The sequence below is a fragment of the Chryseobacterium sp. 22532 genome (assembly GCF_052044665.1).
Classification (GTDB): Bacteria; Bacteroidota; Bacteroidia; order Flavobacteriales; family Weeksellaceae; genus Chryseobacterium; species Chryseobacterium lathyri.
The window spans coordinates 12441-33860 of record NZ_JBQENJ010000004.1; the positions used below are offsets into that span (position 1 = coordinate 12441).

At 39.0% G+C, this 21420-nt stretch carries 23 protein-coding genes; 13 read left to right on the forward strand and 10 right to left on the reverse strand.

Annotation, left to right across the window (positions count from 1 at the left end; all coding sequences use genetic code 11):
• The first annotated feature begins 7 nt into the window (after positions 1 to 7).
• Positions 8 to 370, forward strand: a complete 363-nt coding sequence (locus tag ACTJIV_RS11520) for a hypothetical protein (RefSeq protein WP_440627578.1) — start codon at positions 8 to 10, stop codon at positions 368 to 370.
• A 7-nt stretch (positions 371 to 377) separates the two neighbouring features.
• On the opposite strand, the gene ACTJIV_RS11525 is transcribed toward ACTJIV_RS11520, so the two are convergent.
• Complete coding sequence (locus ACTJIV_RS11525) at positions 378 to 1238, reverse strand: DUF1932 domain-containing protein (RefSeq protein WP_440627580.1); 861 nt, start codon at positions 1236 to 1238, stop codon at positions 378 to 380.
• A 164-nt stretch (positions 1239 to 1402) separates the two neighbouring features.
• Between ACTJIV_RS11525 and ACTJIV_RS11530 the strand changes: the two genes are divergently transcribed.
• Positions 1403 to 1984, forward strand: a complete 582-nt coding sequence (locus ACTJIV_RS11530; RefSeq protein WP_336379199.1) for a Crp/Fnr family transcriptional regulator — start codon at positions 1403 to 1405, stop codon at positions 1982 to 1984.
• Positions 1985 to 2285: 301 nt separating this feature from the next.
• On the forward strand, positions 2286 to 3221 hold the full coding sequence (locus tag ACTJIV_RS11535) for a ketopantoate reductase family protein (RefSeq protein WP_440627582.1): 936 nt from the start codon (positions 2286 to 2288) through the stop codon (positions 3219 to 3221).
• 93 nt (positions 3222 to 3314) lie between these two features.
• On the opposite strand, the gene ACTJIV_RS11540 is transcribed toward ACTJIV_RS11535, so the two are convergent.
• The 4 genes from ACTJIV_RS11540 to ACTJIV_RS11555 form a co-directional block, all read right to left on the reverse strand.
• Positions 3315 to 3662 carry a 4Fe-4S dicluster domain-containing protein gene (locus ACTJIV_RS11540; protein WP_440627584.1) on the reverse strand — a complete coding sequence of 116 codons (348 nt, stop codon included), beginning with the start codon at positions 3660 to 3662 and terminating at the stop codon, positions 3315 to 3317.
• A 109-nt stretch (positions 3663 to 3771) separates the two neighbouring features.
• Complete coding sequence (locus ACTJIV_RS11545; protein ID WP_440627586.1) at positions 3772 to 4326, reverse strand: NADPH-dependent FMN reductase; 555 nt, start codon at positions 4324 to 4326, stop codon at positions 3772 to 3774.
• A 5-nt stretch (positions 4327 to 4331) separates the two neighbouring features.
• The gene (locus ACTJIV_RS11550; RefSeq protein WP_223559846.1) at positions 4332 to 4832 is read right to left on the reverse strand and encodes a DUF2480 family protein; all 501 of its coding nucleotides are present in this window, start codon (positions 4830 to 4832) and stop codon (positions 4332 to 4334) included.
• Positions 4833 to 4862: 30 nt separating this feature from the next.
• Positions 4863 to 5489: a superoxide dismutase gene (locus ACTJIV_RS11555; RefSeq protein ID WP_111959704.1), complete on the reverse strand. Its 627-nt coding sequence runs from the start codon at positions 5487 to 5489 to the stop codon at positions 4863 to 4865.
• A gap of 192 nt (positions 5490 to 5681) precedes the next feature.
• Between ACTJIV_RS11555 and ACTJIV_RS11560 the strand changes: the two genes are divergently transcribed.
• A complete protein-coding gene (locus ACTJIV_RS11560) occupies positions 5682 to 6302 on the forward strand; it encodes a helix-turn-helix transcriptional regulator (protein WP_111959706.1) in 621 nt (206 codons plus the stop codon).
• Positions 6303 to 6495: 193 nt separating this feature from the next.
• Here ACTJIV_RS11560 and ACTJIV_RS11565 read toward each other — a convergent pair whose 3' ends face one another.
• Both ACTJIV_RS11565 and ACTJIV_RS11570 read right to left on the reverse strand, forming a co-directional pair.
• Positions 6496 to 6882, reverse strand: coding sequence for a hypothetical protein (locus tag ACTJIV_RS11565; protein ID WP_440627589.1), 387 nt, complete (start codon positions 6880 to 6882; stop codon positions 6496 to 6498).
• A 49-nt stretch (positions 6883 to 6931) separates the two neighbouring features.
• Entirely contained in the window at positions 6932 to 8314 is a 1383-nt protein-coding gene (locus ACTJIV_RS11570; RefSeq protein ID WP_440627591.1) for an MFS transporter, read from the reverse strand.
• A gap of 73 nt (positions 8315 to 8387) precedes the next feature.
• Here ACTJIV_RS11570 and ACTJIV_RS11575 point away from each other — a divergent pair, with 73 nt between their 5' ends.
• Positions 8388 to 9260: a helix-turn-helix transcriptional regulator gene (locus tag ACTJIV_RS11575; protein WP_440627593.1), complete on the forward strand. Its 873-nt coding sequence runs from the start codon at positions 8388 to 8390 to the stop codon at positions 9258 to 9260.
• A 95-nt stretch (positions 9261 to 9355) separates the two neighbouring features.
• Here the strand turns inward: ACTJIV_RS11575 and ACTJIV_RS11580 are convergent, their stop codons facing one another.
• A complete protein-coding gene (locus tag ACTJIV_RS11580) occupies positions 9356 to 9982 on the reverse strand; it encodes an RNA polymerase sigma factor (protein ID WP_111959714.1) in 627 nt (208 codons plus the stop codon).
• A 241-nt stretch (positions 9983 to 10223) separates the two neighbouring features.
• Between ACTJIV_RS11580 and ACTJIV_RS11585 the strand changes: the two genes are divergently transcribed.
• The 8 genes from ACTJIV_RS11585 to ACTJIV_RS11620 all read left to right on the forward strand — a co-directional run bounded on the left by ACTJIV_RS11585 (position 10224) and on the right by ACTJIV_RS11620 (position 19767).
• The gene (locus tag ACTJIV_RS11585; protein ID WP_440627595.1) at positions 10224 to 11168 is read left to right on the forward strand and encodes a FecR family protein; all 945 of its coding nucleotides are present in this window, start codon (positions 10224 to 10226) and stop codon (positions 11166 to 11168) included.
• A 55-nt stretch (positions 11169 to 11223) separates the two neighbouring features.
• Positions 11224 to 14532 (forward strand): TonB-dependent receptor domain-containing protein, encoded by a 3309-nt coding sequence (locus tag ACTJIV_RS11590; protein WP_440627597.1) that lies wholly within the window; start codon positions 11224 to 11226, stop codon positions 14530 to 14532.
• Positions 14533 to 14568: 36 nt separating this feature from the next.
• Positions 14569 to 14784 carry a hypothetical protein gene (locus tag ACTJIV_RS11595; protein ID WP_111959720.1) on the forward strand — a complete coding sequence of 72 codons (216 nt, stop codon included), beginning with the start codon at positions 14569 to 14571 and terminating at the stop codon, positions 14782 to 14784.
• A gap of 50 nt (positions 14785 to 14834) precedes the next feature.
• Entirely contained in the window at positions 14835 to 16148 is a 1314-nt protein-coding gene (locus ACTJIV_RS11600) for a hypothetical protein (RefSeq protein ID WP_336379206.1), read from the forward strand.
• 71 nt (positions 16149 to 16219) lie between these two features.
• The gene (locus tag ACTJIV_RS11605) at positions 16220 to 17146 is read left to right on the forward strand and encodes a T9SS type A sorting domain-containing protein (protein WP_440627599.1); all 927 of its coding nucleotides are present in this window, start codon (positions 16220 to 16222) and stop codon (positions 17144 to 17146) included.
• A gap of 208 nt (positions 17147 to 17354) precedes the next feature.
• Positions 17355 to 18095, forward strand: a complete 741-nt coding sequence (locus tag ACTJIV_RS11610) for a hypothetical protein (protein WP_223559836.1) — start codon at positions 17355 to 17357, stop codon at positions 18093 to 18095.
• 14 nt (positions 18096 to 18109) lie between these two features.
• Positions 18110 to 19456 (forward strand): S41 family peptidase, encoded by a 1347-nt coding sequence (locus ACTJIV_RS11615; protein ID WP_440627601.1) that lies wholly within the window; start codon positions 18110 to 18112, stop codon positions 19454 to 19456.
• 38 nt (positions 19457 to 19494) lie between these two features.
• On the forward strand, positions 19495 to 19767 hold the full coding sequence (locus ACTJIV_RS11620; RefSeq protein ID WP_111959726.1) for a hypothetical protein: 273 nt from the start codon (positions 19495 to 19497) through the stop codon (positions 19765 to 19767).
• A gap of 149 nt (positions 19768 to 19916) precedes the next feature.
• Here ACTJIV_RS11620 and ACTJIV_RS11625 read toward each other — a convergent pair whose 3' ends face one another.
• Positions 19917 to 20117: a bacteriocin-like protein gene (locus ACTJIV_RS11625; protein ID WP_111959728.1), complete on the reverse strand. Its 201-nt coding sequence runs from the start codon at positions 20115 to 20117 to the stop codon at positions 19917 to 19919.
• A 278-nt stretch (positions 20118 to 20395) separates the two neighbouring features.
• Complete coding sequence (locus ACTJIV_RS11630; protein ID WP_440627604.1) at positions 20396 to 21418, reverse strand: phytase; 1023 nt, start codon at positions 21416 to 21418, stop codon at positions 20396 to 20398.
• Positions 21419 to 21420 lie beyond the last annotated feature (2 nt).

A 21420-nucleotide genomic window follows, 5' to 3' on the forward strand; every position in this document is an offset into this window, starting at 1 on the left:
ATCCCTCATGAGCTATAATATCCAGTTATTCAGCATTGAAACAAAAGAAAAAGAGAAGGCCGCCGATGACGACAGCTTTTTTGACCGTGAAGAAAATCTTGTTCCATTCACGGGAGAACAGATAGCGGGATTGAAAGAACGCCTTTTAAAGTATAAATATGCATTGGTAAGAGAAGATGAAACGGGAATTCATTTCAGCCATCCTGATGAAGATTTTGGAAATGCCTTACTTACCGATAAAGGCCTTTATTTCAATGCAAATTTGAGTGAAAGTTCCATTTTTGAAGTAGGAATGACTGCATCTGAGTTTACAGATACGGGTGAATTTGCAAAATATGACCCGCAGAATGAAGGCTGGGAAGAATTCTAAATCTCAATTATAGTTTTTTAAAATTCTGCAGCGTTTCTATGACTCCTTCAGGTTTTTCATTTTCAAAAATACCAGATTCTAAAACCCTTTCAAAGGTTTGCGCAGTTCCGGAAGCAATGATGTTAGGGAGATTTTCACTTTCCAGCATTTCGGCCAGACCTTTCATTTCATCAATTCTTCTCACAATGTGCTGAGGATAGGTAGGCGTTGTTTTCATGAGGTCCTGATAGGTTCCCGGAAGGAATTCCTGAAGACTTTCGTTCAGTTCATCCAGGATTCCGAAATGGGCTGCTGCAGTCATGGTTTCAAAAAACAAGGCGTTCATTCCTTTATTCACCATAGAAAATAGGAGTTTGTATGCTGATGCTGCCTCTGTTTTTTCACCGGCATCTTTTATTTTAAAAACAGGAGCAAACAGATTGATAAACAAATTTCTGTACATACCGCTCACCACCAATACAGCATGGTCAGGAATATCTTTGGAAGCTCCCATTACTGCTCCATTCACGAATGGAATATCTATTGACAAAAATAGTTGCTCAATAGTGGCGGCAAGAGCTGGAGTATTAGAGTTTAAATCGACATAGAGAGGGCAGTTTGAAGCTTTTTCCAGACAGGAAATAATGCTTTCCGCTACTTTCAGGCTTCCTTCCGGGCTGGTAAGCGAAAGGATAACATCAGCCTGCTCAACAGTATCCTGAAGAAAATGAGTATCAATAATTCCTAATTCTTTTATATTCTGTAATGTTCTTTCCGACCTTCCTTCTCCTGCAGTGATAACTTTAAAGTTGTGGTTTATAAGTGCTTTTGCTATTTGGGTTCCCATATCTCCTGGAAACAGAACTGCAATAACGGGCTGAGTTTTCAATATTAATAATTTTTGAATGTTGAATATTCGAAGATACAAATCTCTTTATTTTTTTTCAGTTGTCACACACATTGTATCGATACGGTTTATTGATAAAACTGATTCATAAAGGAACTGTTCCGGATTTTGCTTAATTTTGATCCTTACTGCAGTACTTTATTATAATGAATAAGTCCCCGATTAATAATTATTTCCATTCCTTATTTGACATTAAAGAAGAAGTGGTTGGAAAAATCACAGAGACATTCAGTCACTTTGAACTCAAAGCGAATGAAGTTTTGTTGAATAAAGATGAGATCAGTACCAAAACCTATTTCCTGGAAAAAGGCTATGTCCGTTCCTTTATCCTTAATGAGGACAACGAAGAAATTACCACTAATATTTATGCAGCGCCCTGTTTTGTCAACGACTTTCTGTCGTTTTTCAGACAGCAGCCTGCGAAAGAAACATACCAAACCATTACTGCATGTTCTTTTTGGGAAACAGGTTTGGAAAATGTACAGCACAACTTTCATAACATCCCGGAATTCAGAGAATTCAGCAGGCTTCTTTTTGTTCTTAATTATTACAGCATCCATGACCGCTTGATCGAAATGGCCAGCCAGAAAGCTTCCACCAGATATTTTAATCTGATGAAAAAGCATCCCGATATTTTCCAGTTTGTTCCTCTAAAGATCATCGCTTCCTACCTGGGAATTAAAGACAGCTCATTAAGTCGCATCAGAAGAGACATTCATAAAATGTAACCGTACAGGTTTTAGAGTTGGAGGGTTTTTGGGTTTGAGAGTATAGGAGTGTATTGAGTTGCTGGTTAAAATAACGTTGCTGGTTCCTAGTGATTGAGTTAATGAATTGTCGGTTGGTATCTGATGTCTTGCATCTTGACTTTATCATTTACTATTCACTTGCAAAGCAAAATTAACGATTGACATTTTCTAATATTAATAAAAGTCTCAGGTCTCATGTCTGAAATCTGAAATCTAATTTCTTTTCATTTGTCAAGTGATATATTAGAATTTGGATCTCATCTTTGTTAAAAATAAATTTATGAGCAAGAAACATATTGCAGTGCTTGGATTGGGTGGAGTAGGCGGATATTTCGGTTTTAAAATCAACCAGGAAAATGAGTCTTCCAAAAAATATAAAGTCAGTTTTGTAGCAAGAGGAGAAACCTATCAGAAGGTAAAAGAAAACGGACTGGTTCTTCTCTCGTCTGAGCACCCTGTAGATCATACTCATCCTGATGCCATAGAGCAGAATATCAGTGATGTGAAAAATGCAGACTTAATATTGATCTGTGTAAAAGAATATGACCTGGAAAATATTTGCCAGCAGCTTAAAGAGGTGATAAGCAGCGAAACAGTACTGCTTCCCATGATGAATGGTGCGGATATTTACGAAAGAATTAGAAAAATAATTCCTGATAACGTTATTTTGCCGACCTGTCTCTATGTAGCTTCCCATATCAAAGAAAAAGGAATTGTAGAGCATAAAGGAAAAGCAGGGAAAATGATTGTAGGAAGAGATCCTGAACATTTTTCTGCGGATGTGGACTGGATTGTTGATATATTGAAAGAAAGTAAAATTGATTTTGATTTTAAAGATAATTCACTGGCAGATATTTGGACGAAATATATTTTCATTGCCAGTTTCGGACTGGTGACAGCTAAACACAATTCTTCTATCGGAACAGTATGCACAGATGAAAATCAGAGAACTGAAGCTTCTGAAATCATGAAAGAAATTAAAAGGATTGCTGACAAAAAAAGAATTGCTCTGGATGAAGATATTATTCAGAAAACATTTGAAAAAGCAGCTACATTTCCTTTTGAAACTCCGACATCTCTACAACTTGACGTCAACTCCGGAAAAGAAAATAATGAACTTGAATTATTAGGGGGTGCCGTTTTGAATTTCGGAAAAGAATTGAGTATTGAAACGCCTGTCACACAGAAAATTTATAATGAAATAAAAGCCTTATAAGCTGAGATATTTTGTTTCTAAAAACAAGTCATAAAATGAAAGCGGGTTTATTCCCGCTTTTATATTGGTTTCTAATTAATGTGTTCACTTATCTTAAGAGTGAAGGAATTTTTGGCGGCTGAATAAAATGTCATCGGTTTCACGGTGCTCAGGATCATCCACACAGCAATCTACCGGGCATACCGTTTTACATTGCGGCTCCTCATGAAATCCTTTACATTCTGTACATTTTCCCGGAACAATATAGTAAACGTCGTCCGAATAAGCCTGTTGGTAAGCTTCTGCATCTGTTTCCGCTCCATCCGGAAAGATCACTTTTCCGGAAAGCTTTGTTTTATCCTGCCACCTCCAGTCAACAGCGCCTTCATAGATTGCTGAATTAGGACATTCGGGTTCACAGGCTCCGCAGTTAATGCAGTCATCGGTTATTGTAATAGCCATATTATATTTTTTTAAAAAGATTTAAAAGAGATTTCTCCTGACTTGTTATAGCCCGAGAAATCTCCGTTTAAACATAACTTAAATGAAAAAACAATGGGTTGTAATTTTACTATATCTTTCCTATTCTCTTCGTAGTTGCAATGCCGATCATCTGATCAAATTTAGCAGAATATAAAGAAGATATTTTTGCCGGATCTTCCGGATCAAATAATGCTGATCTGATAATAGGTATGCTGAAAGGAAGAGGCCATGCCCGCAGAGATTTTGCAACCGCATCCATAGTATTGATGCCCTGCATAGCCTGCAGGCCATCTGCCCAGCAAACCAGGCCAACCGTTTTATCCGTGAGATAAGGCTGATAATGATTGGCTGTAACTTCAAGCCAGTCCAGACAGTTTTTCATTACTCCCGGAATACTGCCGTGATAAAGCGGAGCTAACCAGAAGTGAATATCTGCCTCCAGAAATAGCTGGCACATGCGTTCTACAGTCAAAGGAGTTTTAGTAAGGGCAGTGTCAAAAAGTGGAATTCCCGAATCTGCCAATGTAAAGATCTCTGTCTGGAAGCCTGATTGCTCCAGCCTTTCTGCAAAGTATCGGGAAATTCGTCCGGAAGTAGATTCAGGTCTTTTTTCTAAAGAACCGTTTAATATAAGTGCTTTCATTGCTTTTAACTTTTAAAGATTACTTTCGGAAGACCTATTTCACCATACATCAAAGTTTTGACCAAAGGTTTCAAAAGTCCGGCTGCCAATAAGTACAGAGAAGGATCATGATCAGCTTTTGCCCGGACAACAACTTTCTGATTTTTATATGATCTCAGATCTGCATACATAAGGCGGCGTTTCCAAAGATCCAGCAGAACCGTTTCTGTATTATTTAAATCTGCATAAATGGCATAAGGAGATAATTTTTCCATTAACATCATCAATGCCCAGGGCGGAATAATAGCATCCGTAGAACAAATAATTGCTACAGCTTTTTCGTTGTATACAGAAAAGTCTACGGCAGCAATGGATTCCTTAAATTCCTTTTCCTTTACAATTATTCCCATGAAAAGATGATCTTTGATATCCAGTTCCATAATTTCTGTAGTTGGTCTGTAGTCTGAGAGATCAAGGGCAATGATTCCGGAGGCTTCCGCTTTATTGATGAATATTTTCTGATCCATAATTGATTTTGTAATCAATATTAAAGTTAGTTATTTAATTTTTGAAAGAGCTTCTTCGTATTTTTTCTCTACGGCTGACCAATTTAAAACAGACCAGAATGAATCCAGATAATCCGCTCTTTTATTCTGGTAAGCTAAATAATAAGCATGTTCCCATACGTCAATTCCAAGAATCGGAAAACCTCTGTTGACCTGTTGGATATCCATCATCGGGTTATCCTGGTTGGGAGTAGAGGCCACAGCCAGCGAACCGTTAAATTTTACAAACAGCCATACCCATCCGGATCCAAACTGTCCAAGACCTGCTTTTTTCATTTCAGCCTTAAGGTTTTCAAGGCTTCCAAAAGTGGAGATGATAACCTCTGCCAGCTTTCCTTCAGGGTTTAACTGAGGTTGTGGAGAGAGAATTTCCCAAAATAATGAGTGGTTGAAATGTCCGCCACCGTTATTTCTTACGGCAGGGCTGTATTCACTGATTCTTTGAAGGATGGAGTCCAGATCGTCTGAAGTTTCATCCGACGCCTTCAAAGCTGCATTCAGATTATCCACATAAGCCTGATGGTGACGCTGATGATGAATGGTCATTGTTTCTTTATCTATAAATGGTTCCAGTGCATCGTAAGCATAAGGAAGCTGAGGTAGTGTAAATGTGCTCATTGCTTTTATTTTTTTAATTAATGTATTCCAAAGGTAATCATATATTTTAATAAAACAACTTTATTGTTGTTTTATTGGATGGACGTATTTTACTTTAAACACTTGAATAGCTGTAATTTAATATATAAAACTAAAGATTATAGAAAATGACTATATTTGTTGTACAAAATAAAACAACTAAATTATTGTAAAATGAAGAAGCCGGCAGCAGACCGAATCCTGATGTTCTTAAAAATGAGAGGGGAGGCGACATCGCTTCTGATCTCTAAAGAGCTTTCCATAACAAAAGAAGGTGCAAGAAAGCATTTACTGAATCTTGCTGTGGAAGGACTCATCCGGCCTGTCGCAAAAAGTGAAGGGGTCGGACGACCTTCAACCTACTATACCCTTACGGAAAAAGGATTGTCGCAGTTTCCGGATTCCCATGCCGACGTAACTGTACAGATCCTGAGGTCTGTGAAAAATTTGTTGGGAGAAAACGCATTGGATTTGCTGATCAATGACAGAGAAAAAAATACGTACGAACGCTATGAAAAAGCTTTGGTAAAAGCAGAATCCTTGGAACAACGGTTAGAAGTGCTGGTACAGGCCCGAAGTGAAGAAGGCTATATGGCAGAATGGACGAAAGAAGGCAATGAGTATTTCCTCATAGAAAACCACTGCCCGATATGTGCCGCTGCCACCGAATGTCAGGGATTCTGCCGGGCAGAGCTTTCCAACTTCCGGAACCTGATCGGCAAAGAGTATCAGGTGGAAAGAGTAAGCCATATTCTTTCCGGTGGACAGCGGTGTGTGTATAAAATTAGTGAGTGATTTTTAGATAAAAGATAAAAGATAAAAGATAAAAGATAAAAGATAAAAGATAAAAGATAAAAGATAAAAGATAAAAGATAAAAGATCTTGTTATTAAAATTCAATAGGAGCGGGCTTTAGCCCGCTTACAAAAAAATGCCTTGATCACCTGGCTTTAGCCAAAATCTAAAATCAAGAATCCTGTCCTAAAAAGTCAGATCCAATTCTCAATAAGATGAAGCCAGAATACTTTTTCCTCCCGTATCACAAAGACAGCTGATGACTTCCGCCGTGTCACTACAGATCCGGTTGTCTGGATCTCAATGTACGAAGACAGTCCATGGCTTTCTGTAATTTGAACATCAATATTTTCAATGACAATGCTGCGTTCCGGAAATTTACCGTATGCTCCCGGAAGCCATTCTGAAAATGTAGCCAAAGTCACAGTATCGCCGTTTCCTGTAACCATTCTGAAATCTGCATCAAATCCCGACAGAAGCTTTTTGTAAAGCCTGTTTTGATCTTGTTCTCCACGAAACCAAGCTTCAATATCTCTGTGAAATCCATTGATTTCTGTGATGATTTTTTCTGTGTTATTCATAAGTTTAAATATATAATTATTGTTATTAAAAAAATGACATATAATCTACTCAATATAATGTTTTATGCTTCAAAAGCTTCTTATTGATGAAAATTCCTGCGACCTGAAAGATTGCAATCATTAAAATAGCCAGGGCAAAGGCTTTCGGGAATCCTAGAACTTCAATTGTGCTGAAAAACACAGTTCCGATAATGGTACCACCGGTTACACTCCCGATCTGTATGCTGATACTGATCAGTCCTGAAGCCTGACCTGCCTTTTTTCTATCTATTAATGCAATAGCTTCCCGCATCATCACAGGCATGATAATACCATGACCCAGCCCGGCCAAAAATAAGCTGATATCCATTCCTATCGAAGGTTTTTCCTGAAGATAAATGAATATTGAGGCTAAAGAGAACCCTGAAATCAATAATCCCAAACCAATGTAAACCATGATATATGAAGAATATTTTATTTTGGAAATAAGCAATGGTCCGATAAAAAAAGCCATTCCGTAGGGAATAATAGCAAGACCTGTATCTACCGGGTTCCAATTCAGGAACTGCTGCAAATAATACGGATAGCAGATAAACAGTCCTGATGTGAAATTGTAAAAGAAAATAATCAGGAGACAAAGAACAAACGGGCGGTAGTGCAAAAGAGTAGGGTCTATCAATACAGGCCTGTTTTTACGCAATGATTTAACTTCATATCTGTAAAACGCCATCAACAGTAAAAGTCCTGATAATAGAATCGCAAAAATCCACCATGCCCACTGGTATTTCCGCCCGAAAATAATAGGACATATAAACATTAATAATGAGGTGATTAGCAATAGCGTGCCGGCATAATCAATTTTCTGTCTCTTTTCTTCCCGGTTATTGTCCATGGTATAATGGATACCTACGATACAAAGCAGCGTAACGGGAACATTGACTAAAAATACCGTTTCCCATGAAAATGTTATCCAGTGGAGATTAAGCAGGAATCCACCTAGCAATTGTCCTGCAACAGAAGCCAAACCGAATACGGAACTGAATATACTGACTGCCTTAGGCTGCTCGCTGCTGTTGAATAAAACCCTTATAGATGCCAGAACCTGAGGGGCCAGAAAAGAAGCGCCAACTCCCTGAAACATCCGTGAAATAATAAGAAGTGTAATATTTGGAGAGAAAGCACAGGCAAGAGAAGAAAGTAAAAAGAGATATAATCCCAAAGTAAATATTTTTTTGCGGCCATATAAGTCGCCCAGACATCCCCCACAAACTACAAGCGCAGCGTAAGTAAGCCCGTAAATGGCAACTATCATTTGTAGCTGATGATCACTGGCACTAAAAGTTTTTTTAATGGAGGGAAGTGCCATATTGACTATAAAATAATCGAGTGGAGAAAGAAAGGCTCCTGCTGTGAGGTAGCCAAGCGCCTGCCATCGTTTGGGATAGATGTTCATATTTTTTCTGCAAAATTAGCCGCTTATTGTACCTGTAAAATTGTACTTTTGGAGGAAAAATAAGTATTCAAGCATGAAAATGTTACAGGTTGAACACATTAATGTAAAGGAAATCAGGTTTTGCAGCGAAGGAATAGCTCTCAAAACAAAAGCTTTTCTTTCACTGGTGTATGTTCTGAAGGGTTGCGGAACACTCACGTATGACGAACGAACTATTACATTCGGGGAATCGAAGCTTTTTATTATTCCCCAGCATCAGCTGTACCATTTTGAAAGTAATGATGCCCAATTGATCGTTATAGAATGTCCGATTGAGTTTATAGATAAAATAAGACTGGAAGCTGACCGTATAGAAAGCTGCGAAAACCTTTATAAACTCCAATATATAAGCAATAATTATCATGCAAGGGCAGGATGTGTATTCCGGAATAAGGATGATGAACGTTTTGCTGAAACCCTCATTATACAAATTACCAGAGAGCATAAGCGTAAAACTGATGACTATCTGATTATCCGTAACTGCATTTCTATCCTGTTGAATATTATAGCACGGAATATCATTGACAGCGAAACCTCAGATCTGCAGCAGAACGTAAAAGCTTTCTCCATCATGAAAATTATTACCTATATTCAGGAGCATGTAAAAGATAAAGAGAAAACCAGAATACATTCCATAGCAGATCATTTCGGGATTTCAAAGAATTATTTCGGGGAATACTTCAAGCAGCATACAGGAATTTCCTATCAGGATTATCTGCTGGATTACCGCCTGAAACTGGTAGAAACCTATTTGAAATACAGCAGTGTCCGATTGAGCGAAATCGCGTATGAACTCCAGTTCAGTGATGAAAGCCATCTGTCAAGGCTCTTCAAGAAGCACAGGAATATGACGCCTAAAGAATACAGAAAAAATCTTTTGGTTAAACCCGATCAGGAGGGAATTTAGTCTGAAAGAGGGAAAAATAAGAAAAAGAAGTGCTAATACCATTGATTACTATGGCTTAACTTCCTTCTTCAGGCATCCGGCGTCCATTCCCCAATTCAATACTTCGTTAATATTTCCATCAGCATCAGAATGGATACCAGTTTTTTAGAAGACTGGTATTCCGGGTTCAGCTGCTCTCTTATTTCCCCCAAAGCTTTGCTTAATTTATTACTTACCGTCTTATTGCTGATGCCGAGAGCTTCTGCTGTTTCATCAACAGACATATTTCTTCTGATTCTCATATCATACACGCTCTGTTCCGTCGTGGGAAGCTGTGAAACCACCTCATCAATCATAGATAATAAAGCAGAGATCTCGTTTTCTTCAAGAATTTCAAAATATTCCGTATCAGATATATTCATCTCGCCTGTAGGGTCAAATTCATCAATACTAATGGTAGACGGGACCTTTTTAGAACTGTTATAATGATCAATAATTCTGTAATGAAGATAACGCAGGAGGTAGCCTTTTGCACTTTCAGTATCGTCGGTCTGTATGGAAGTGGTGTCTTCAAGTATTTTTATCCAGAGGTTCTGCAGCAGTTCTTCAGACATCTCTTTATCTCTCGTCCTCGTGAAAACAAAACGGTAAAGACTGTCCCAATACCGCTCATAGAACAGCATGAATGCAGGACGGTCACCTGATTTTATCTTCTTTAATATCGTATAGTCTGTAAGCATCATATCGTTGGTACAAAATTACCTAAAGGAAAATTAACTTTTTATGAACTTTGGGGATTCTAAGATTAATTATTTCTGAAAGATATCCCCTAAATGTGAATCAAATGTTGAGAAAGCAGTAGAATGGGTTAAAAATGTTAACAAGTTGGTTTTAATGTGAATACAATATTAAGAACCGCCTGGGGAAGTTTTTCATTTTCACAGTCTTATAGATAGAAGTATCTGTGAATACATGAAATATTTTATGAAAAGCCAAAAAAATAAGAATACTGCAGCTTTTGTTTTTAAGCTCTGGCAAAGGGAAGTTTCCGAAGGGGAGATCTCTGAAAAAGAAAAAGAAATTTTGAGTCAGTGGGAAATCCGGACAGAAAAAGACCTGGACAGAATCCATATGAAGGAATCCAAAGAAAGGGTTTTATCTGCACTCGAACTGTATTTTATTAAGCCAGTCCAGACATCTCCTCTCTATTCATTAAAAAAATATGTATACACAGCTGCGGCTGCAATTATACTTCTGTTGTCTTTAGGAGGAATCCTATATACTGCATTCTTTAGACCTGATACCTATACTTCGGGCTCGGAAAACCGTAAAGTTTACCTGGCAGACGGTTCTGTGGTTACATTGTTGAACGGTGCAGAACTCACAGTAGATAAATCGTTTCCTGCTTCCACTAGAATAGTGTATCTGAAAGGGGATGCCATATTTTCTGTAGCAAAATCAAAGACTCACCCCTTCATTGTACATGCAGATGGTTTCAGTACCAAAGTTCTGGGAACTGTTTTTAAAATTTCACAATCCGGGAATGACAAATCTGTACAGCTTTATGAAGGTAAAGTTGCTGTTTCCTATGCCGGAGTCCCGGTTTCTTACCTGAAGCCTAACCAGAAATGGACCAATTTCGGGATAGCCCATACCGCAGCCGTGATTTCACTTATAACAGAAAAAAAATTAGGAAAACAGAAAGCAGAACTGTTGTCATTAAGCTTCAACGATGTTTCCTTTAAAGAGGTGGCAGATGTGATGCAGAATAATTACAAGATCAGGATCGTATATCCTAAAGAAACTGCAGAAAAGAAGATAACAGCAGATTTCACAGGAGGTACAGCCGATGAAAATATGGAAGCGCTGGCCTTTATATTGGGCCTTGAAGTACACAAAGAAGATCATATATACACCCTGAAGAAATAACCTACCATAGATTAACACTAAAAGAAAATAAATTATTAAAAGAGAAATTGAACATATGAAAAGATTGAAATGCGGTCTTACCGTTGCGGCAGTATTCTTTACGGTAGCAACTGAAGCTCAGGAACTGGTTCAGAAAGTATCATTTTCAGTACCTGCAAGCAGGCCTCTTATTGAGGTTCTGGAAGATTTTGCCGGAAAAACAGGAATGAGACTGGCCTATTCTAAAATAGATATTAAAGAGCTGAAGGTAAAAGGCGTAAAATGTGAAAATACTTCTGTCAATAACTGTCTTAAAGATATTACAAACGGGCTTCCGGTAGCATTCCGCCTTCGTGGAGATCTTATTTCAATAAAATATGAAGGAACTGGTATTTCGGTAACGGGAGACGGAAGGATTACCGGAAAGATTGTGGATGAAGTAGGAAATCCTGTGGCCGGAGCTGAAGTAACAGTTGCTAAAAAGACTGTACTTACAGATAATAACGGAGATTTCGTGGTAGATCTGCCTTCAGGAATATATACTTTAACCGTAAAAGCTTCAAAATACAGTCCGCTTCGGGTAGAAAAACTTTCAGTCAATACTAATGAAACCAATACAGTCTCATTTGCGATGAAGCAGGCTCCGGACAAAATAACGGACATCCGGGAAGTGGTGATTACCGGCACCCGAAAAGCAGATACGCAGGCCGGACTTCTCGCCCAACAGAAAAAAGCTGCCCAGATGAGTGACGGGATCTCCGCCGAGCAGATCGCCAAAACACCGGATAATGACGTAGGTGGAACCCTTAAAAGAGTAACAGGAATAACGACCATAGACAACAAATATGTAGTGGTTCGGTCTATGGGAGAACGCTGGAATACAGCAGCTATGGACGGAATCAACCTTCCGAGTACAGAAGCCTACAACCAGAATTTTTCATTTGATATTATTCCTACCGCCATGGTGGAAAGCATTGTAGTAAGTAAAACGGCAACACCGGATATGAATGCCAGCTTTGCAGGAGGTTATGTTGAGGTAAGAACCAAAGATATTCCCAACGAAAACTTTACCACAGTAAGTGTAGGGACTTCCTATAATGACCAGTCGGCGTTTAAAGAATTCCTGACCCGTAAACGTGGAAAATACGATTATTTCGGGTATGATGATGGTACAAGAGATTTTCCCAAAGGACTTGAAGCTACAGACTGGAATAATCCTTTGTTTTTTGAGCAGTCTAAAAGATTCACAAACGATAATTTTTCCACCTTCAGTACCACAGGAGATATGGGATCCAATGTACAGGTAGCATTGGGAAGATCATTTGCCCTTAAAAATAATAATAAATGGGGTTTTGCCGGAGCATTTACGGTAAGAAATGAACAAAATAAGTTAGACATCGATCATACAGGAAGGGGAAACTGGCTGGACACCACAGCACCCTACGATCCCAACTGGCAGGCGAATGGAACAGATCCTATTGTTTTTTACAATTTCAAAAATAAAGGAGCATCATACAATTACAACTCGACGTTAGCAGGAATGCTGAATTTTGGGTTACAGCTGGGAAAAAACAGAATCTCCTTCCGTAATTCCTACACCCATATTTATGATAATACGCTGACCAGAATAACCGGCTGGAATGAATATACAGGAGGGAGCGGAATGGCTGCCAATGCTGAGGCGTCCTATAATTATTTCTATAACGGGATTATTCCCAATAATGACCCCGCACAAATCAAGGATCTGGACAAGCCTTATACCGATAATACCAATTATCCCATCTACCAGACGCTTTTACAGAACAAGCTTGAGGGAAACCACAAAGTTGGAAATGCCGAAATCAACTGGTTTGCTGCAAGAACAGGAGTGAAATCTGACACCAAAGACTACACCCAGTATCTGAGTCTTTACGATTTCATTGGCAGCGAGATTCTTAACTATCACAGGATTTATAATTCGGGATCTAATTTCTACAGAGGATATATCGCCAACAAAGAAACGGATTATAACTATGGAGCTTCGCTTAAATGGAATATAGACAAAGGAAATTTTAAAAATGATATTAAGTTAGGATATGCAGGGGTTATAAAAAATAATACCAATCAGCAGGAGAAATTCTTTTTAAGAGTGGATGAAAACAGGGATGTTCCAAACAGTGAAAAAAACTTTATCACCATGCATGGTTCTTTGGCCCAGTGGTTTGACGGTTCTAAATATGTTCCGGGAGGAATAGGCTGGCAAACCAGACCCCTGTACAAAAATGACAGGTATGAAGGAAAAGTAACCCAGAATGCATTTTATGTCATGCTTGATAACCGTTGGAAAAATATGTTCAGATTGGTTTGGGGAGTCCGTGCAGAATATTTTAAGTATGACCTTATTTCTCAGCAATTAGATCTTTCAGATAATCAAACGGTTAAAAAAGAGCCGATAGATGATAAACCGTGGCAGTGGATGCCTTCCGTAAATTTTACATACAGTCCTACCAATAAAATCAATGTAAGGCTTGCCTACAATAAAACGGTAATCCGTCCACAATTCAATGAGAGAACGGGGCTTCCTTACTTTGATCCGGTAGCCAACGGCTTGATTTATAATACGGAAATGACCTCATCGGTAGTGAAAAACTATGATTTTAAATTTGAATGGTTTCCCGGTCTTGGAGAAATATTCTCTGCCGGACTATATTACAAAGATATCGACAGGCCTATTGAGCGTGAAGGACGTCTTTCGAACGAAGGAAACCTCTTCCTCTACAACGGAAACTCTAAAAATGCAAAGCTGAAAGGAGTAGAAGTGGAAGTACGGAAAAATCTGGGGTTTATTGCTGAAGAATCCCTGCTGGAAAAACTTTTTATAAGCGGAAACTTTACTTATAACACGACAAAAGTAATTGCTTTTAAAGACCAGTATAAGACAGGAGACAATGGAGAAACCTATGAAGTAGAAAGACCACTGTACGGACAGACTCCTTATGCCTACAATTTAGGCATGACCTATGATGGAGGCCGTTTAGGTGCCAGCTTTTTATACAATGCCAAAGGAGATCAGTACATCACGGTAGGATATGATTATAACGGGGAAGAAATACAGCGCCCTTATGCCGTAGCAGACGCCCAGCTTTCCTATAAATTTCTGAGAGACAAAAATCTGGAAGTAAAGTTTAATGTCAGAAACCTTTTCAACAGGGTAAAAGAGTTTTATAACAATTTCAATTCTTATTCAGTGCCGAATGGATCCGGAGGAAGTAACATATCCACAGACAGGGAGGCGTGGAAGCTTCTGCCGGGAGCCACTGACAAATATGACAAAGATATCGACAAGATTACATTCCGGGCTTATAGCGGAAGGATATTCGGCTTAAGCGTGAATTATACATTTTAAAAGACATTATAAAAAACAGAATAAAAGAGCTCATTGATGCAATGTACAGGTTTCGGAATCCTGAACACGAGCCGGATCAATACTGATGATGCGCACAGCAGTACCGGGTCAGATAAAAACCGGACGCCGTTGTTTTTTTCCGGACAGCAGCGGATAAGCAGGGAAACCCCGGCAGGACAGCTCCTCCTGGAATGCAGGGTGAAAATAAAACCAAATCGCAGGAATATAGAGGCGGATATTCCTAAATATTAAAATTTCCGGTTATAAAAATAACATTACTGGATCTACTAAAAATTATAACAATGAAAAAACTAACTTTAATTGCTGCTGCAGCATTATCTCTTACTGCTTGTCAAAATGATCACTTAGCGGATTCTTCTACACCATTCGAAATGCAGTCTGCTTCTGCTGAATATATTACAGCTTCTTCACTTCCGGTAACCTCTGTAAGTGGTGACATCACTACAAACACTACCTGGAGCGGAGTAGTAGAAATCAACGGTATCGTTACCGTAAAAAATGGTGCTAAATTAACTATCCAGCCGGGAACTTTCATTAAAGCAAAACCAAACACTACGAATACCCCTACAGGAGTTCTTGTGATTTCTAAAACTGGTAAAATAGATGCTACCGGTACAGCAACACAGCCGATTATTTTTACAAGTTATAAACTGTTAGATGGAGACGAAAATACAACGGCTGCTCCTGGTGACTTTGGTGGTGTGATTGTTTTAGGAGATGCACCTGCAAATACACCTGATACGAAAACTATCGAAGGATTAACCGGCTCTGATTATTATTACGGAGGTACCAATGCTGCTCACAACGCAGGAATCTTGAAGTATGTTCGTATTGAATTTGCAGGATTCGATCTTTTAGCTCCAAACTCAGGAAATGAAATCAACGGTCTTACTTTGGGAGCTGTAGGAAACGGGACTACTTTAGATCACATCCAGGTATCTTACGGGAAAGATGACTCTTTCGAATTCTTCGGAGGTACTGTGAATGCATCTAATCTTGTTTCTTTTGCTCCGGATGATGATAACTTTGATTTTGACAACGGATACACAGGAACTATCACTTGTGCACTTGCTTTGGCAGACAACAATTCTACACACAGTCTTAGTGGTGGTGTTTCCGATACCAACGGTATTGAGCTGGATAACAACTCAACGGGTACAGCTACACCGCTTATTACAAATCCTGTGATCAACAATCTTACTATCGTAGGATCTCGTACTAATGTGTTATATTCTTCATCTACTCCTTCCGGACCACTATATGAAAATGGTATCCACATCAGAAGAGCAGGAAAATTAACGTTGAATAATGCTGTAGTAACAGGATATCCTACAGGAATCAAAGTAGAAGGAACAGGTTCTGAACTGTCTTCAGCTTCTACTTTAAACACAATCAAAGTACACGGATTTACAACTTCTGTTACAGGTACAGGAACTGCGGGAATCCCTGCTGCCAACCTACTGGTAGGAAGTACAGCTTCAGCTTGGGGAATGACTCAGCCATTCTTCAACGTAGGACCATGGAACGTGGCACCTAGAAACTGTGGAGACTTCCAGGGAACTTGGACGAAATATAACTTCTCTATTGTAGAATAATTTTAAATGCAGGGGAAGCATCCCAAGTCTTTCCCTGCTTTTATTTTTTTAAATCTCTAATAATCTGTATTATGAAAAAATTATTTTTATTATCTGTTGTATTGCTTTCACAGGCGGCGGCTGCGCAGTCTCTGGTATGGAGCAATTCTTTTGATACCCCCGCTGATCTTCAGGGATGGACTGCTCATGATCTGAACAATAATGGAAACGGATGGGTTCAGGGACAGAATATTTATTTTAATGGGACCAATGCCCTTACTTATGGAAACGCAGGAGTTCTCCGATATTCAGTAAGCCTGGTTCCAACTGGAAATGTTGCAGGTTTTGCTACTGAAAACGACTGGATTATTTCGCCGCCGATTGATCTGCAGGGCGCATCAGGAACAATCAGCCTGGCCGCTTATATCGGAAGACAGAGAACAACCCATTTCAATGTAGGGCGTGATCTTTTTATCTATGTAAGTACCCCTCAGAAACCGGTTCCGGAATTGGCCGATTTCCAGGCTATGACAGTAGATGCAGGAGGAAATGATATTCCAAGTCCTTACAGCGTCATTGCAGGAACTGTGGCGAATCCTTTTCCTAATGATCTGACTCAGTTTAACGAAAGTATTGTTGATCTTTCAGCCTTTGCAGGCAAAAAGATTTATATAGGAATATGGTCTAACAGAAAGCCAAGCGGTAATAATCTCCAGAATATCAATATCGATGAAATGGCGATTTATGCTTCCACATTTTTAGGCACAAAAGATATAAAGAAGAAAGAAAATGTAACGAAAATTGAAGAAAATCCGGTAAAGGAATTCCTTCAGCTCCAATTAAATCCAGGTTTTAAAGAAAATATGACGGCGGTTTCTATTTATAATGTAGCCGGGCAGAAAGTACTTTCAGCGTCATACAGCAGATCTCTCAATGTATCATCATTGCAGGCCGGAATGTACATTGCTGAAGTTTCTGACGGAAAAACAACGGAAAAACTGAAGTTTATCAAAAAATAACCATAACGTTTATCCACCCAGCCTTCAGAATATTCTGCAGGAATTAACCATGAAAACTTAATAGATCAAACAGGTTTAATGCTTCCCCGCAAAACCGTTTGATCATAAACATATCCAACTTAGTTTTTTTATAATTATCATGTTGTCCCGTGCTTTCACCGGGCGGGACAATTTTTCTCAGTTAGATTTTTAATTTAAAATAATATAAATGAATAAGTTCATTGCATTCATACTTTTTACATTACTTATTTCCTGTTCAGACAGCAGCGTGATGCAGCCGTTTGATAAATCACAGAAGCCCGCTGAGGTGAATATCAAAGGATATTCCAAGCCGGATGTTATTCAGCTGAGACTGAACGGAACACCTATATCTATTGATGGAAATACCTCTTATACCAATAAAATAGAGACCAGACTCGATTTCGTTCTGGATGAAGGAGAAACGGACAGGCTTGGGATCTACAACAATGAAACGGGTACCGAAATTGCCCATTACAATATTACTTACGACAATATCAGTGATTATAAAACCCTGAATTTTTTCAATCTTCCGGGGATTTTTCTTCAGGCATCCGCTGTTAAACCGCAGATCAATCTGGGGAAAGTAGGCTTTGAATTCATTTTTCCCAATCTTGGTGAATACTCTGGGACTTCACTTTCCAATGTGAAAGGGGTTCTGAAAAGAGAAAATGGGGCAGTGCTTGCCGAATTTGACAATATTGGAAAGAAAAATTTTACTGAGGTAAAGATCTATAATTTTTTCAGTAATACAGCACCTGTCTACCTTGAACTGTATAAACCGGATAGCTCTGTGCCGTATACGGGCACTGAAATCATTAAAGTAAAAATAAAACAGGATATGGGAGCCAATCTTATCGTTCTTCAGGAAAAAATGGAAAATGGTGCTCTCACTGTTAAAGGAGAGATTGACGTGGCAGATTATCTTTAATGATGGGCAATTCTATGAAGAAATATTTTAGTTTTCTGCTGCTCGCGGCAATGTCTATCTTTATTTTATCATGCAATCGTAATGATGATGAGGGCGTTCCGCGTTTCCCGGAAGGGAGCAGGGAATCTGTAAACCAATGGGTGCAGGACAGCATGAGAAGGTATTATTACTGGGCAGATCAGATGCCTGCCAAACCGGATTACCACCTACCGGTGAAGGACTTTTTTAAGAGCCTTTTATCTTCACAAGACCGTTTTTCATTTGCTGTAGATACTCAGGACCCTTCTTCTTATCCGCGTTCTGTCCGGAATATGTATGGCTTCGATTATGCCGTCATACAGTTGGCTAATGGAAGCGTTGTAACCACCGTAAAACTTGTTATGAAGAACTCCCCGGCATTCAATTCCGGCTTGGAAAGAGGGATGATGATCACGAAGATCAACGGTAAAACGATTACTGCAGCCAATGCCGAAGAATTGACGTCATCAATTAAAGAGCAGACGGTCATAGAATTAACGGTTGGGAAGTGGGAAAATGGCACTGTTGCAAATGAAAAAAACATCACGGTCTATTACGGGTATTCTTTTGAACAGCCTCTGGAATCTAAAATATTTGAAAAAAACAGTAAAAAGACAGGCTATCTTTATATCTATGATTTCCCGGACGGAATGACTTCTGCTTTGAATCAGAAGTTTGCCGCATTCAAAGCAGCCGGAATACAGGAGCTCATCATAGATATCCGCTATAATTATGGAGGATCAGTCGCTTCAGCAGCGGCACTGTGCTCATTGATCCCTTCCGGAATTTCCTCGTCCTCCCCATTTATTATTTACAAAGGAAACAAAAACGGAGGTGAAGTCAAACGGACATTTGCCCAGCAGATAAGTTATGATTCCAATGCGCTTGATTTCAATACCCTGCGTGCGAATGCCCTCGGATTGGGCAAAGTTTATATTCTTACCTCGACCAGTACGGCATCTGCTTCGGAGATTGTCATCAATAACCTTAAACCTTATATGCAGGTTATTCAGGTGGGAGGTGTGACATTGGGTAAAGATATGGCCGGATTTATGGTGGAAGACAAGAGGAAACCCAAAAAAATATCGTGGCAGCTTCATCCGGTTATTTATAAGGTTTTCAATGCGATTGGGGAAGGAGCTTACAGCAACGGAATTCCTCCGCAGATTGCAGCCGGTGAATATGCTTCGCTGCCACTGCTTCCGCTAGGAGACCCGGAAGAAACCTTGATTTCATCCGCGCTGAACAATATTTATTCAAAATCAGCAGGCAAGAATACTTTGGACAAAAGTGTTAAGATTTTATTTCAGAGTGATACGCCTTCTGCAGCCATCGGAAAGTGAACATTTTTTTAATTTTTTAATACATAAAACCAACAGCCATGCAGGGAATAGAACCAAAATTTCACAGCAGCCTTACAGACCGTATGGAATATTATCGTGGCTTGCTGAAAAAAGCAGCCGGGGACCCGGATATCCAGCCTTCTGACATGATTTCTAAGGTCTCTGAACTAAGTGAGTTATATGAAGATTATCTGGCTCAAAAGAGGCAGCTGGAAAGAAGCATAAAAAATTACAGACAGTATCACAATGATCTGAGAAAACAGCTGACTTTGAGGGTCAAAGAATTGAAAAGAAAAGTAAAACAAAGGTGATTATGTGAATCATTGAAAGCTGTATGTATGGTTGAGCTTAAAACTTCAAATAAATAAAACCAGAGCAAAAACATTTTTACTCTGGTTCCATTATTATTTATGTCCTTATAATTATATGATCATTATTTCAGGACTGGTCTAAGGAGAAATTAAAGTAAATCTGCATTCCATCCCGCCGGGAAGCAATAGCTTTCTTCTGAATAAAAGCACGTTTTTCCTGTAGCGGTTTCACATTGTTCTTGTGTAGCATAAGGATGGTATAATGGTGATCCAGGTCCCGGACATCCTTCTTTAGTACCTCCCTTTACTGATTTTAAACCTTCTCTTGAAATTTTTTTAAGATTTTTCATGAATTAAAATTTTTAGTTTTTCTTACTCTTTTATAAGCTTTTCAGATTCCGCTTTTAGTTATCCCAAATTAGTGATTTTTTTAATACGGAAACTAAATTGATATGAAAATACTTCATCATCAATGCATCTGTTTTATAAAGGAGTGAATTCTTTAAGGTAGTAATTGTCAGGAATATACAGAAGATGGAATTTCTTTACTGCTACTATTAACAAAGCACTACAAATGCAGTGCTTTATCATTTAGCGATGTGAAATATCCTATTTCAATTCAGAATTTTCATTTGCCGGCTGCCGTAATTCTTTCTTCAATCGCCCTCCAGTCGTAAAAGTGAAAAACCCGGCCATTGCTCATGGCGACAAAGACTCCCTTTGGGAAATTGGGCCCCAGATTAACATTCGTTACCTCTGAACCGTCACTTTCACTGGTGGAAACAGGAATTTCAGTAATTCTTCCCTTGGCGGGATCTTCTCTCAGATACACGTTAAAAGTATCTTTCTGCTGGTTGGAAACCAGAATATATCCTGTTTTTTCTGAAGTAGGATAGATGGAAATTCCTTCCACATCAGATGCAAAATCACCTTTTCCGAAAACAAGAAGCTCCTCATTTCCTTTGGCCGGATCTGCATAATACTGATGCACCCCGAACTGCTCGTCAGAATAATAAATATAGCCCATTTCATCATCTACGGCGATACTTTCAATCTCCTTTAGGCCACTATATTTTCCAAACTTGCGGATAACTTCACCCGTTATTTTTCCCTCTTTTTCAGAAAGCTTATACTGCCAAAGATAACCGTCAGCCGGGCCGGATTTTCTTCCCACAACAGCATGTATTTCTCCTGATACAGGGTTTTGGTACATAGAAATTCCCATCGGATCGCGTTCCGTTTCACCATCAAATACTGTAAATTCACCCACTGCCTTCAGGTCAGGAAGACTGTAAAGCCTTACCGTATTGGTTTCCCTTTCTGTAACAGCGGCAATATCGGTTTTCTTTCCGTTCAGCATAAAGCCGTATTCAATATCTACATTGTTCGGGCGTTTCAATCCTGAAACTTTATTGATGATTTTCCCGTTCAGGTCAAAGGCATACAGTCCGCCATCAGTATCCTTATCTGTTCCGATAATAATGCTTTTTGAAGCATCCGCAGGATTGATCCAGATGGCAGGATCGTCGGTATCATGAACTACTGTTTCTGTAATAACAGAAGGTTTTATATTTTTTTCTAAATTTTGCGTGCTGCAGCTCACCACAAAAGGTAAAACTGATATCGCTATACTAAATGGTAACTTTTTCATAC

Excerpts from the sequence above, each read along its gene's own strand:
- ACTJIV_RS11565 (WP_440627589.1), bottom strand. The coding sequence starts at position 6,882 with ATGAATAACACAGAAAAAATCATCACAGAAATCAATGGATTTCACAGA.
- ACTJIV_RS11540 (WP_440627584.1), bottom strand. The coding sequence starts at position 3,662 with ATGGCTATTACAATAACCGATGACTGCATTAACTGCGGAGCCTGTGAA.
- ACTJIV_RS11530 (WP_336379199.1), top strand. The coding sequence starts at position 1,403 with ATGAATAAGTCCCCGATTAATAATTATTTCCATTCCTTATTTGACATT.
- ACTJIV_RS11590 (WP_440627597.1), top strand. The coding sequence starts at position 11,224 with ATGAAAAGATTGAAATGCGGTCTTACCGTTGCGGCAGTATTCTTTACG.
- ACTJIV_RS11555 (WP_111959704.1), bottom strand. The coding sequence starts at position 5,489 with ATGAGCACATTTACACTACCTCAGCTTCCTTATGCTTACGATGCACTG.
- ACTJIV_RS11595 (WP_111959720.1), top strand. The coding sequence starts at position 14,569 with ATGCAATGTACAGGTTTCGGAATCCTGAACACGAGCCGGATCAATACT.
- ACTJIV_RS11605 (WP_440627599.1), top strand. The coding sequence starts at position 16,220 with ATGAAAAAATTATTTTTATTATCTGTTGTATTGCTTTCACAGGCGGCG.
- ACTJIV_RS11585 (WP_440627595.1), top strand. The coding sequence starts at position 10,224 with ATGAAAAGCCAAAAAAATAAGAATACTGCAGCTTTTGTTTTTAAGCTC.
- ACTJIV_RS11535 (WP_440627582.1), top strand. The coding sequence starts at position 2,286 with ATGAGCAAGAAACATATTGCAGTGCTTGGATTGGGTGGAGTAGGCGGA.
- ACTJIV_RS11620 (WP_111959726.1), top strand. The coding sequence starts at position 19,495 with ATGCAGGGAATAGAACCAAAATTTCACAGCAGCCTTACAGACCGTATG.
- ACTJIV_RS11520 (WP_440627578.1), top strand. The coding sequence starts at position 8 with ATGAGCTATAATATCCAGTTATTCAGCATTGAAACAAAAGAAAAAGAG.
- ACTJIV_RS11570 (WP_440627591.1), bottom strand. The coding sequence starts at position 8,314 with ATGAACATCTATCCCAAACGATGGCAGGCGCTTGGCTACCTCACAGCA.
- ACTJIV_RS11550 (WP_223559846.1), bottom strand. The coding sequence starts at position 4,832 with ATGGATCAGAAAATATTCATCAATAAAGCGGAAGCCTCCGGAATCATT.
- ACTJIV_RS11560 (WP_111959706.1), top strand. The coding sequence starts at position 5,682 with ATGAAGAAGCCGGCAGCAGACCGAATCCTGATGTTCTTAAAAATGAGA.
- ACTJIV_RS11600 (WP_336379206.1), top strand. The coding sequence starts at position 14,835 with ATGAAAAAACTAACTTTAATTGCTGCTGCAGCATTATCTCTTACTGCT.
- ACTJIV_RS11625 (WP_111959728.1), bottom strand. The coding sequence starts at position 20,117 with ATGAAAAATCTTAAAAAAATTTCAAGAGAAGGTTTAAAATCAGTAAAG.
- ACTJIV_RS11575 (WP_440627593.1), top strand. The coding sequence starts at position 8,388 with ATGAAAATGTTACAGGTTGAACACATTAATGTAAAGGAAATCAGGTTT.
- ACTJIV_RS11580 (WP_111959714.1), bottom strand. The coding sequence starts at position 9,982 with ATGATGCTTACAGACTATACGATATTAAAGAAGATAAAATCAGGTGAC.
- ACTJIV_RS11545 (WP_440627586.1), bottom strand. The coding sequence starts at position 4,326 with ATGAAAGCACTTATATTAAACGGTTCTTTAGAAAAAAGACCTGAATCT.
- ACTJIV_RS11615 (WP_440627601.1), top strand. The coding sequence starts at position 18,110 with ATGAAGAAATATTTTAGTTTTCTGCTGCTCGCGGCAATGTCTATCTTT.
- ACTJIV_RS11630 (WP_440627604.1), bottom strand. The coding sequence starts at position 21,418 with ATGAAAAAGTTACCATTTAGTATAGCGATATCAGTTTTACCTTTTGTG.
- ACTJIV_RS11610 (WP_223559836.1), top strand. The coding sequence starts at position 17,355 with ATGAATAAGTTCATTGCATTCATACTTTTTACATTACTTATTTCCTGT.